The organism is Paraburkholderia sp. CI2 (genome assembly GCF_014201055.1).
GTDB classification, from domain to species: Bacteria; Pseudomonadota; Gammaproteobacteria; order Burkholderiales; family Burkholderiaceae; genus Paraburkholderia; species Paraburkholderia tuberum.
The window spans coordinates 13,255-24,950 of sequence record NZ_JACHDL010000041.1 but is presented as its reverse complement, the minus strand read 5'-3'; the positions used below and the strand labels follow the sequence as shown (position 1 = coordinate 24,950).

Below are 11,696 nucleotides of genomic sequence, written 5' to 3'. Positions count from 1 at the left end.
GGATCTCTGATGAAAAACGTGATGCACTCCCTGCGAAGCGGTGATTGGCGCGCACTTGTCGCCTGCTTTCTGTATTTCGACACGGGCTTCACCGTCTGGGTGCTGTATGGGCCGCTCGCGCCGTTCATCAGCAAGAGCATCGCGATGACACCCGCGCAGCAGGGTCTACTCGTCGCGGTGCCGGTGTTGTCCGCGGCGATTCTGCGCGTGACGCTCGGCAATCTGTATCAGTCCGCGCACGGCAAACGCATTGCGTTGATGGGCGTGCTGCTGTCGGCGGTGCCGACGATCGTGCTGCCGTTGCTGCAATCGGTGCCGTCGTACGAAATGCTGCTGGTGCTCGGCGTGTTCCTTGGCGTCGGCGGCGCCAGCTTCGCGGTCGCGCTGCCGATGGCCGGCAGCAACTATCCGCCGAAAGTGCAGGGCCTCGTCTTGGGGCTGGCCGCGGCCGGCAACATCGGCGCGGTGCTCGACGGCTTCCTGTTCCCGCAACTGGCGACGCGCTACGGTTGGCAGCTCGCCGCGGGCGGCGCCTTGCCGCTGCTCGCGATCGCCGCGATTACGCTGTACTTCTGGGCCAACGACGCGGGTGTCAAAACCGGCAGCGTGCTGCGCGCCTTCGGCAGTTTCGCGACGACGCTGGTCGGCCTGATCGCGCTCGTGCTGCTCGTCGAAGCAGGGCTATTCGGCGCGGGCAAGGCCGGCGTGCTGCTGCTGCCGGTGATCGGTGCGCTGCTGGCGATCGCGGTGCTGCCGCAACGCTACCGCTCGGTGCTCGCCGAGCGCGATACGTGGGTCATCATGTTCGTCTATAGCATCACGTTCGGCGGTTTCGTCGGCATGTCCTCGTATGTGTCGCTGCTGCTGACCAACCTGTATCAACTGTCGAAAATCGACGCGGGCCTGTTCATGGCGCTGCTCGCCGCGACCGGCGCGATGGTGCGCCCGCTCGGCGGCCTGATTGCCGACCGCGTGTCGGGCGTGCGCGCGCTGACCGTGCTGCTCGCGATCATCGCGGTTTGCGATTTCCTGTTCGCGGCGGCGATGCCGTCGCTTGCGGGCGGCATTGCGTTGCTGCTGTGCCTCTATGTCGCGTTCGGGCTCGGCAATGGCGCGACGTTCCAGCTCGTGCCGCATCGCTGGGCCGGCCGTACCGGGCTGATGTCCGGCATCGTCGGGGCGGCGGGCGGCATCGGCGGCTTCTATCTGCCGGTCGTGATGGGCATCGCGAAGGAAAGCACCGGCAGCTATCAAATGGGCTTCGCGACGTTCGGCACGCTGTCGGCCTGCGCGTTCCTTGCGATCGTCGCGCTGCGCCGGCCGTGGATGGCGTGGTCGATGCAAACCGGCGTCATGCACGCGCATGCGACGGAGTAAGGCGCGGCGCGCGGCGTCCGGTCGTGCCGGCGCCGCACGCATCATGCTCTGAACAAAGCGCAGTCGAATGCTTGCATATCGGAGGCGGTGCTTCTAATATGCAGTCAGGAGGCTGCATATGAACTCATCGACCGATCGCATCGAAAAGCAGGTTCTGTTGAAGGCGCCGCGCTCGCGCGTCTGGCGTGCGCTGTCCAACGCCGAGGAATTCGGCAAATGGTTCGGCGTGAATCTCACCGGCAAGCAGTTCGTCGCGGGACAATCCACGCAGGGGCACATCACCTATCCAGGCTATGAGCATCTGCTGATGAACGTGCTGGTCGAGCGTGTCGAGCCCGAGCATCATCTGTCGTGGCGCTGGCATCCGGCCGCGATCGACATCACGATCGACTACACGCCTGAGCCGACCACGCTCGTGGAATTCGATCTGAGCGACGTCGAGTCGGGCACGCTGCTGCGCGTCGTCGAATCGGGCTTCGACCAGTTGCCGATCGGGCGCCGCGCGCAAGCGTTCCGGCTGAACGACGGCGGCTGGGAGCAGCAGATGGTCAACGTCGAGAGATATGTCGGCGCGAGCTAGGGCGGCCCCCGCGAGGGCGGGCCTCAAGGCGGCGACACTGCGCAGTTCGGCGGCGGTGTTCGCGGCGCTCGGTGACGAGACGCGTCTGCGGCTTGTCGCGGCGTTATGCGCGGGCAGTGCGATGTCGATCGCGCAGCTGACGGCCGGCACCGACATCACGCGGCAGTCGGTCACGCAGCATCTGCAGGTGCTGGCCGACGCGGGCCTCGTGCACGACGTGAAGGTCGGACGCGAGCGCCTGTGGGCGTTCGAGCCCGCGCATCTCGACGCGGCACGCCGCGCGCTCGACGCGATTTCGCGGCAGTGGGATCAGGCGCTGCTGAAGCTGAAGACGATGGTCGAAGAATGAAGGGCGGGCGGTGATTGCACGAACCGAGCCGGCACGCGGATTGGCCGCCTGCCGGTAGGCTGTACGCGACGGCGGGTGCCGCATTTTTTACCGACTGCGAGCGGCACATCGTGCACGGAAGCGCGGAATAACGCAAAAAAGGGGCCAAAAAATTGGCCCCCAATCCGCTGTAAAAAAGGAAGAAAAACGAGCCCGCGACTAATCGGCGATCCGCTTGTCGGCCAGCGCGTTCTGGCAGTCGGCCAGAACCTGCCGGACGAGCCGGGCTTGCGGGTCGAGTTCGTCGGTATCGAGAATTTCCTCAACCGCGTCGCGCGCCCAGTCGGTATCGACGAAGCGCGCGTGGCGCCGCGCGATTTCGACCGCGGTGGCCGACAGCTTCGCGACGCACAGCCAGTCGGCTTCGCGCGCGCGGCGGTCGAGCCACTTGTGCGCGGACTGCACGTGAAACGCCGCGTCGGGCCAGTCTTCGTTCAGATAATAAGCGCCGAGGCTTCCGCATGTGAGCCAGCACAACAGCTCCAGGCGGTCACGGGGACTCAGATGTTGGCGTACATCACTCATGGCGACGCTCGCTGCAGTAAATGGCTTCCCGGTGAGGCCGGCGGGCGCCGTCCTCCGCTTTTTACACACGCTTTTTACAAACATTAGCATGCGGAATTCCCGGGCGGCAATTCCTGACCACCCTTAGCGTGCGGCGCCGCCACAGGTGGGGTTTTCGGGCGGTGCGTCAGCGTGGTGCGCCGGCGATCTGATCGCCCCGGGACGACCCGCCGCAGCCGAAGCGCCGGCATTTACCGGCTCGCAGCGGTTCCCGGCGCGGCTTCAACGTTCGCCGCGCGTCGCGACGATGAAAAGCCGCGGAAACGGCAGCAGCACCGTGCCATCGGCGAGCGCCGGGTAGGCTTTGACGATTTCGTCGCGATAGCGTTGCACAAACGCGCCGCGTTCGGCGTCGTCGAGCGCGGCGAGAAACGGCCGCAGCGCGCTGCCCTTGAACCATTCGACCACCGCGTCGGCGCCCGCGAGCGGGTGGTGATAGACCGTGCGCCACACGTCGACGCGTGCGCACAGCGGCTTGAGCAGCGCGTAGTACCAGTTTGCGTCGTAGCGCATGGTGCGCTCGACACCCTTCAGCTTCGTCGCCCAAGGCCCGTCGATGGCGATTTCGCGGAGCAGCCGGTGCGCCGGTTCGTCGAGATTGTCGGGCATCTGCACGGCGAGGCTGCCGCCCCTGGCAAGTTTTGCCACCAGCGCGGGGAACAGCCGCTCGTGGTCCGGCACCCATTGCAGCACCGCGTTCGCGAGGATCACGTCGTAGGGGCCGTGCGCGTCCCACGTCGAAACGTCGCTGATGTCGAAACGGAATTGCGGCAGCCGCCGACGGGCCGCCGCGATCATCTCGGCGGAGCTGTCGATGCCGCTGACCGACGCGCCCGGCACCCGCTCGGCCAGCACCTCGGTCGAGTTGCCCGGGCCGCAGCCGATGTCGACCGCGAGCCGCGCGCCGTTCAAGGGCACCGCCGCGAGCAGATCGCGGACCGGCCGCGTGCGCTCGTTCTCGAACAGCATGTACTGCTTCGCGTGCCAATCGCTGTGCTCGTTCGTGGTTTTGTCGGTCATCTTTTGCTCCTTCGCGGGGTTCGTTGCGGCCATTCTCGGCCGCTGACAGCCCGGAGTAAAATGAATTTATGATCCCGATTACTTCATTTTTCTAATGAAAATCGACACGCTCGGCGTGCAGGCTTTCGTCGCGATTGCCGATCGCGGCAGCTTCCAGAGCGCGGCGGATTCGCTGCACGTGACGCAAACCGCGATCACGCAGCGGCTGCGCAAGCTCGAAAGCTATCTCGGCGTCACGCTGATCGAGCGCACCACGCGTTCGATGGCGCTCACCGAAATCGGTCGCAATTTTCTGCCGCAGGCGCGTCGGCTGCTCGGCGAGCTGGCGGACGCGCTCGTCGAGATCCGCGAAACGGGCATCGCGCGACGCGGCGACGTGTCGATCGCGTGCGTGCCGACCGTCGGCGTGCAGTATCTGCCGCGCATCCTGCAGGCGTATTCGGCACGCTATCCGCACAATCGCATCAAGATTCTCGACCACGCGTCGTCGGCGGTGGAGGAGGCCGTGTTGCGCAGAGAGGTCGAGTTCGGCATCAACATCGCGCGCGAGCATCATCCCGATCTCGCCACCGTGGCGCTCACCGAAGACCGCTACGTGCTGATCTGCCACGAGGACCATCCGCTCGCGAAGCGGCGGCGCATCGCATGGCGGCAGTTGCAGCCGTTCCCGCTGATTTTCGCCGGCGAGGTCAGCGGCAATCGCGCGCTGCTCGACGTCGCGCTGGAATCGAGCGAGCTCGCGCTGCGTTCGTTCTACGAGGTGCAGCGCAGTTCGACCGCCGTCGGACTCGTCGCGCAACGCGTCGGCGCGGCCGTGGTGCCCGCGCTCGCGCTGCAGAGCGGCGCGTATCCGAGCGTGCGCACCGTCGAGCTCACGCAGCCCACCGTGTCGCGCACGCTGGTGCTCGTCGCGCGCAAGACCGCGCAGTTGTCACCGGCCGCGCAGGCGCTGTACGACATGATCCGCGAACAGGCGACGCTGAAAACCGGATGACGGCGCGCCGCGCGCAACGCAAACTGGCTGGCTTCCGAGTTTCATTCCTTCAACCCGTTCAATCCACGCGGCACCCAACGACTCATGCTGCAGATACTCGGCAAGACCACCTCGATCAACGTGCGCAAGGTGTTGTGGACCTGCGCGGAACTTGGGCTTGCGTTCGAACAGGAAGACTGGGGCTCGGGCTTTCGCTCGACCGAGGTCGCCGAATTCCGCGCGCTGAACCCGAACGCGATGGTCCCCGTGATCCGCGACGGCGACTTCGTGTTGTGGGAATCGAACTCGATCATCCGTTACCTCGCGAACCGTTATCGCGGTGACGGGCTGTATCCGGCCGATCCGGTCGAGCGCGCGCGCTGTGATCAATGGATCGACTGGCAGGCGAGCGAATTGAACCGCTCGTGGAGCTACGCGTTTCTCGCGCTCGTGCGGTACTCGCCCGAGCATCTGGACCCGCGCCAGATCGCCGCGTCGTGCGCGAACTGGTCGAAGCATATGGCGATCGTCGAGCAGCAACTTGCGCGCACCGGTGCGTATATCGCGGGCGACGCGTTTTCGCTCGCCGATATTCCGATCGCGCTGTCCGCGCACCGCTGGCTCGAAACGCCGCAGCAGCACGACGATTTGCCGGCGCTGGCCGCTTATATGGCGCGCCTGGCCGGGCGCGACGGGTATCGCAAGCATTGCCGAAACGGCACGCCGTAATCGTTGATTCGCGCGCTTCTGCAATCTGTCGATGCTTACAGAATCCGCCTTCAATGCTTACGCTCTGCTTGTGAATTTCCGCGCTCGACGGCTTCTGCGCGGTGCACCCCGCGTCGCCTACAATGGCGGCCATCTAGCGACATTGAAGGTTCAACGATGCGGTTAACGAAATTCGCGCTGGCTTTGCTGGCGGCGTGCTTCACTCTGAACGCGAGCGCCGAAATGACGGCCGCGCAATACAAGCGCTGGGCACACGCCGACAACAACTCGATCTATGCGGCGTACATCACCGGCACGATCAACGCGTTCGGTTGGGCGAACGGCGATCTGGTCGCGAGGAAACAGCCGCAGTTGTTCTGTCCGCCACCAACGCTCGCGATCGGCAACCAGACGGTCTATCCGTTGCTCGATGCGTTCTTCGCGAACCATCCGGGCATTTCCGAGGATTTTCCAATCGGGCTCGCGATTCTGCGCGCGTTGCAGGGCGCGTATCCGTGCTGACGTGCTGACGTGCTGACGTGTTGAAGGAGTGAGGGGAGGGAGGCGAGGAGGGGCAACATCAGGGGCGAACTCGCGAAGCGGGCCCGCCCCCCCGGTGGATCAAACCTGCACGAGATTCGCAATCTGCACGTCCGGATTGACGTCCGCGTCGTAATCGACGCCCTTCATTTCAAAGCCGAACAGGCGCAGGAAATCGGTCTTGTAGCCCGCGAAATCGGTGAGTTCGTAGATGTTGTCGTTGCTCACCTGGTTCCACAGCTCCTGCACGCGGCCTTGCACCTGCGGATCGAGTTCCTTGTAGTCGGCGCGCAGACGGCCTTCGTCGTCCAGATGCGGCTGGCTGCCATAGAGGCTGTCCTTGTACAGGCCGTAGACCTGCTCGATACAGCCTTCGTGCGTGCCTTTTTCCTTCATCACCTTGAAGAGCAGCGACAGATAGAGCGGCATCATCGGAATGGCCGAGCTTGCCTGCGTGACGACTGCCTTCAGCACCGCGACGCGCGCATCGCCGCCCTTGGCCGCGAGCGTTGAGCGGATGCCGAGCACTTTCTGGTCGAGATCTTTCTTGGCCGCGCCGATCGAGCCGTTCCAGTAGATGTCGTGGGTGATCTTCTCGCCGAGGTAGGTGAACGCGGTGGTCCTGGCGCCGTCGGCGAGCACGCCGGCAACGCCCAACGCGTCCATCCACATCTGCCAGTCCTCGCCGCCCATCACCGCGACCGTGTGCGCGATTTCTTCCGGCGTCGCCGGTTCGAGCACGGTTTCCTTGATCACTTCCTTGTCGGTGTCGATGCCGCGCAGATTGACAGCCTTGCCGATCGGCTTGAGCACCGAGCTGAACACTTCACCGGTCTTCGGGTGCTGGCGCTTCGGCGCCGCGAGGCTGTAGACGACCAGATCGACCTGGCCGAGATCGCGCTTGATCACTTCGATCGTGCGCGCCTTCACTTCGTCGGAGAACGCGTCGCCGTTGATGCTGGTCGCGTACAGGCCTTCGGCGCTGGCGAACTTCTCGAACGCCGCGGTGTTGTACCAGCCGGCCGTGCCAGCCTTGGTTTCGCTGCCGGCGCGCTCGAAGAACACGCCGAGGGTCGACGCGCCCGAGCCGAACGCTGCGCTAATGCGGGCGGCGAGGCCATAGCCGGTCGACGCGCCGATCACGAGCACCTTCTTCGGGCCGTTGGCGATGGGGCCGCGTGCCTTCACATACTCGATCTGTTCCTTGACGTTGGCTTCGCAGCCGGTCGGATGGGTCGATACACAGATGAAGCCACGCACACGCGGTTTGATGATCATGAAGCACCTCTTGTCGGAATTGGCGACATTATAGTGGCCCCGCCGGAGCCGCACTCCACGCCGCGAACGAAGCAAAAACCGGCGCGCCCCCCACATCTTGGTACGATTGCGCCTTTCCCAGCCGACGACAGCAAGTGAAGCGCCTCTTTTCCTCCTTTCTGGCGGCCCTCGACAAAGGGCTGACGCTCGCGAACCCGCTGTTCGCGAAGGCCGCATGGCATCTGCGCCATCCGACCCGCCGCACGTTCGCGTGGGGGCTCGCCGCGCTGCCGGTGCTATTCGTACTGTACGTGCTGCTGCTGATTCCGTTCACGCCGAGCATCGGCGACATCCGCAAGGCCAAGATCGAGCAGCCCGCGCAGATCCTGTCGGCGGACGGCAAGCTGCTCGCCGAGTTCAAGCCGTCGAACCGCGAGTGGGTCAAGCTGAAGGACATCTCGCCGAACGTCGTGAACGCGCTGATCGCCACCGAGGATCACCGCTTCTATCAGCATTTCGGGCTCGACTGGCGGCGCACCGCTTCGGCCGCGCTGCACACGCTCTCCGGCGAGCGCCAGGGCGGCTCGACGATCACGCAGCAGCTCGCGCGCAATCTGTATCCCGACGAAATCGGCCGCGCGCCGACGTTGACGCGCAAGCTGAAGGAAGCGATCACCGCACTGAAGATCGAGGCGTTCTACACGAAGGACGAGATCCTCGAAACCTACCTGAATACGGTCCCGTTCCTGTACAACGCGTACGGCATCGAGATGGCTGCGCGCACCTATTTCGACAAGTCCGCATCCGACCTGAACGTGCTCGAAGCGGCGACGCTGACCGGCATGCTGAAGGGCAACGCGTACTACAACCCGGTGCTGAACCCCGAGCGCGCCTTGCAGCGGCGCAATACGGTGCTCGCGCAGCTGGTCAGGTACGGCAAGCTGACACCCGCCCAGTACGACACGCTTGCCCGCAAGCCGCTGCGTCTCGACTTCGAGCGCCAGATCGAGCCGCCCGGACCCGCGCCGCACTTCACGCAGCAACTGCGCAAATGGCTCGTCGCGTGGGCCGATCGCAACGACTACAACATCTATTCCGATGGACTCGTCGTGCGCACGACGATCGACTCGCGTCTGCAGACGATGGCGACCCAGGCGGTCACGCTGCAGGGCAACCAGTTGCAGAACATCGCGAACTCCGCGTGGGGCACGCGCGCGGGCTGCTCGGCGGACAAGGACCTGCTGCGCACGTTCCTGCGCGAAACGCCTGACTTCCGCGCGGCCAGAGACACGGGCCTCGCCGACGACGACGCGCTGAAACGCCTGCTCGCCGATCGCAAGCTCGTGCAGAGCGTGTGCGACACGAAGACGCGCGTGCAGGCCGACTTCCTCGCAATGGACCCACGTACCGGCGAGATCAAGGCGTGGGTCGGCAGCCGCGACTTCGGCGTTGATCCGTTCGATCACGTGCAGCAGGCGCGCCGTCAGCCGGGCTCGACCTTCAAGCCGTTCGTCTACGCGGCGGCCTTCGAGGCCGGCGCGAAGCCGGACGACAAACTGCCGGACAATCCGGTTCAGATCGAACTCGCCGGCGGCGAAATCTGGAAGCCGAACGACGAGGACGAGCCGAGCGGCCGCATGATCAGCCTGCGCGACGCGCTCGCCTATTCGCGCAACCGCATCACCGCGCAGGTGATGGAGTCGGTGGGTCCGAACAGGGTCGCCAAGCTCGCGCGCGCGATGGGTGTGCGCGACAGCCAGCTCGACCCGGTGCCGTCGCTCGCGCTCGGCACGAGCCCGGTCACGCTTAAGGAAATGGTGTCGGCGTACGGCACGATCGCGAACCTCGGCGGCTACGTCGAGCCGCTGATGGTCACGCGCATCGAGGACCGCAACGGCAACCTGCTCGCCGAGTTCAAGCCGGCCACGCCGAGTCGCGAGCTGCCCGCCGACACGGCGCGCACGCTCGTCGACGTGATGCGCGACGTGGTCAGCCGCGGCACCGGCGCGAGCATCCGCACGCGCTTCGGCGTGCGCGGCGATGTCGCGGGCAAGACCGGCACGACCCAGGGCAACGCGGATGGCTGGTTCATCCTGATGCAGCCGCAACTGGTGGCGGGGGCGTGGGTCGGCTTCAACGACAGCCGCGTGACGCTGCGCAGCGATTACTGGGGGCAGGGTGCGCATAGCGCGCTGCCGATCGTCGGCGATTTCTTCCAGCGCGCGCAGCGCTCGCGGCTCGTCGACAGTCACATGAAGTTCGATACCGCGCAGCAGCCGGGCTGGTTCGCCGAGCGCGCCGAACGCTTGCGCGACTGGATCGGGCACCTGTTCACGCGCACGCCGGCGCAGCCGGACAAGCAGGTCGTGGCGCGTGCTCCGGCGCGGCGCGCGCCGGTGGCGTCGGTGCAGCCGCCGACGTCTGCCGTGGCGGCACCGGCGGCGGCGTCAGAGGCAGCGGGCGCGTCCCCGGTGCAGGGCGAAGCGCGCGCGTTGCCGCCGTTGCTGCCGGCGCCGGGGTCGGGGTCGGCTCCCGCGCCGGCGCCGGGTAATACCGTCGACGGTGAAGCGCACGGCGGCGGTGCCGCAGCGCTCGCGCCAACCCCGACGCCGGACGACATCGTGCCGCCCGATGCGGGCGGTCAGGGCACAGAAGGGTCGAATAACGGCAGCGGGGCGAATTGAAGGCGACCCGGGCAGGCTGCCCGGGTGCGTATTGAACGGCGCGTGGGACTAGCGCTAAGACCCCGCGACCCCCGCTTCACCCGGCGGTCGCGCATGCGGATTGCCATGCGTCGTCTCGAGCGACGTGTCGTGATGCAGCAGCAACACCGCCGCCATGCCGATGAGTCCCGCGCCCGACAGGCATAGCAGCCCGGCGCCGAAGCCGCCGGTGCTGTCCTTGATCCAGCCCATCGCGAACGGGCCGAAGAAGCCCGCCAGATTGCCGAGCGAATTGATCGCGGCGATGCCGCCCGCGGCCGCCGCGCCCGACAGGAACGCGGCCGGCAAGGTCCAGATGACCGGCAGGCAACCGAAGATGCCGAAGCCGGCAATCGATAACGCGATCATCTTCTGCACCGGATTGTCGAGGCCGGCCGCGGCCGCGATGCCGGCCGCCGCGACGAACAGCGCAATCGCGACGTGCCAGCGGCGTTCGAGGTGGCGATCCGAATGCCGTCCCCACAAAATCATGCTGACGAGGCCGACCACGTACGGCAGCGACGTCACGAAACCCGTCTGCAGATTAGTGAGGCCGAACGACTTCACGATCTGCGGCAGGAAGAAGCTCAGGCCGTAGTTGGTCGCGTTCGCCCCGAAATAGATCAGCGCGATGGCGAGCACGCGCGGATTGATCAGCGCCTCCTTCACGCTGAAGTGGCGCACCGCCTCGCGATGCTCGCGCTCCTGCTTCTGCCGCGCGATCAGCCAGTCGCGCTCCTCGGTGCTGAGCCAGGTGGCGTCGGCGGGCTTGTCGGTCAGATACAACAGCACCGCGACCGACAGCAATACCGCCGGCACCGCCTCGATCAGATACAGCCACTGCCAGCCGCCGAGTCCGCCGCGGCCGTCGAGCGACAGCAGCGCGCCGGAGATCGGGCCGCCGATCACCGTCGACAGCGGAATCGCCGCCATGAAGTAGCCGACCACGCGCCCGCGATACGCAGCGGGAAACCACAAGGTCAGCAGAAAGATGATGCCCGGGAAAAAGCCGGCCTCGGCGACGCCAAGCAGAATGCGCAGGCCGAAAAACACGTGCGCGGGCGAGAGCCCGGTGAAGCGCGCGATGTCCGGGATAAACGCCATCGCGCCCGCGAGAATACCCCACGTAAACATGATCCGCGCGATCCAGCGGCGCGCGCCGAATCGTTCGAGCAGCAGGTTCGACGGCACTTCGAAAAAGAAGTACGCGATAAAGAACACGCCCGCGCCGAAGCCGAACGCGCTCGCGGACAGATCGAGCGCCTTGTTCATCTGCAAGGCCGCGAAGCCGACGTTGACGCGATCGAGATAGGCGATGAAATAGCACAGTATCAGGAACGGCACGAGCCGAACCGTGACGCGATGAAGGGTACGTGCCTCGAGATCCATATATGTCTCCTCCGGTTCGGCGACCGGTGTATGCCGCTATGTGGTGGGGTCCGTCTGCGGTTCGAAATGCCGGTCCGTCGAACAGGCATCGTTACAGACTAGACGCTCAAAAGGGATTCCGGAAGGTCTTTTGTGAACCATGTGGTCCGCTCATTGCCGAGGCCGTCGCGGCGTGGCGCTCGCGTCCATTGTTAGGAC

At 65.7% G+C, this 11,696-nt stretch carries 11 protein-coding genes; 7 read left to right on the top strand and 4 right to left on the bottom strand.

Annotated elements, in window-relative coordinates; genetic code table 11:
• Positions 1-9 precede the first annotated feature (9 nt).
• The 3 genes from HDG32_RS34205 to HDG32_RS34195 all read left to right on the top strand — a co-directional run bounded on the left by HDG32_RS34205 (position 10) and on the right by HDG32_RS34195 (position 2,306).
• Entirely contained in the window at positions 10-1,377 is a 1,368-nt protein-coding gene (locus HDG32_RS34205; protein WP_184074054.1) for an MFS transporter, read from the top strand.
• 118 nt (positions 1,378-1,495) lie between these two features.
• Positions 1,496-1,957: an SRPBCC family protein gene (locus HDG32_RS34200; RefSeq protein ID WP_184074052.1), complete on the top strand. Its 462-nt coding sequence runs from the start codon at positions 1,496-1,498 to the stop codon at positions 1,955-1,957.
• Positions 1,941-2,306, top strand: coding sequence for a helix-turn-helix transcriptional regulator (locus tag HDG32_RS34195; protein WP_184033686.1), 366 nt, complete (start codon positions 1,941-1,943; stop codon positions 2,304-2,306). The genes HDG32_RS34200 and HDG32_RS34195 overlap by 17 nt, the downstream gene beginning before the upstream one ends.
• Positions 2,307-2,504: 198 nt before the next feature.
• Here the strand turns inward: HDG32_RS34195 and HDG32_RS34190 are convergent, their stop codons facing one another.
• Entirely contained in the window at positions 2,505-2,870 is a 366-nt protein-coding gene (locus HDG32_RS34190; protein ID WP_184074050.1) for a hypothetical protein, read from the bottom strand.
• 261 nt (positions 2,871-3,131) lie between these two features.
• Positions 3,132-3,929, bottom strand: a complete 798-nt coding sequence (tam, locus tag HDG32_RS34185) for a trans-aconitate 2-methyltransferase (protein ID WP_184074048.1) — start codon at positions 3,927-3,929, stop codon at positions 3,132-3,134.
• Between the two features lie 94 nt (positions 3,930-4,023).
• On the opposite strand from tam, the gene HDG32_RS34180 reads away from it, so the two are divergent.
• The 3 genes from HDG32_RS34180 (at position 4,024) to HDG32_RS34170 (ending at position 6,132) form a co-directional block, all read left to right on the top strand.
• Entirely contained in the window at positions 4,024-4,923 is a 900-nt protein-coding gene (locus HDG32_RS34180) for a LysR family transcriptional regulator (RefSeq protein ID WP_184074046.1), read from the top strand.
• Between the two features lie 84 nt (positions 4,924-5,007).
• Positions 5,008-5,631 carry a glutathione S-transferase family protein gene (locus HDG32_RS34175; protein WP_184074045.1) on the top strand — a complete coding sequence of 208 codons (624 nt, stop codon included), beginning with the start codon at positions 5,008-5,010 and terminating at the stop codon, positions 5,629-5,631.
• A 156-nt stretch (positions 5,632-5,787) separates the two neighbouring features.
• Positions 5,788-6,132: a hypothetical protein gene (locus tag HDG32_RS34170; RefSeq protein ID WP_090804882.1), complete on the top strand. Its 345-nt coding sequence runs from the start codon at positions 5,788-5,790 to the stop codon at positions 6,130-6,132.
• Between the two features lie 99 nt (positions 6,133-6,231).
• On the opposite strand, the gene fabV is transcribed toward HDG32_RS34170, so the two are convergent.
• Positions 6,232-7,428 (bottom strand): enoyl-ACP reductase FabV, encoded by a 1,197-nt coding sequence (gene fabV / locus HDG32_RS34165; RefSeq protein ID WP_184074044.1) that lies wholly within the window; start codon positions 7,426-7,428, stop codon positions 6,232-6,234.
• Between the two features lie 134 nt (positions 7,429-7,562).
• On the opposite strand from fabV, the gene HDG32_RS34160 reads away from it, so the two are divergent.
• Positions 7,563-10,091, top strand: a complete 2,529-nt coding sequence (locus HDG32_RS34160) for a transglycosylase domain-containing protein (protein ID WP_184074043.1) — start codon at positions 7,563-7,565, stop codon at positions 10,089-10,091.
• 54 nt (positions 10,092-10,145) lie between these two features.
• On the opposite strand, the gene HDG32_RS34155 is transcribed toward HDG32_RS34160, so the two are convergent.
• Positions 10,146-11,498, bottom strand: coding sequence for an MFS transporter (locus HDG32_RS34155; protein ID WP_184074042.1), 1,353 nt, complete (start codon positions 11,496-11,498; stop codon positions 10,146-10,148).
• Between the last annotated feature and the right edge of the window lie 198 nt (positions 11,499-11,696).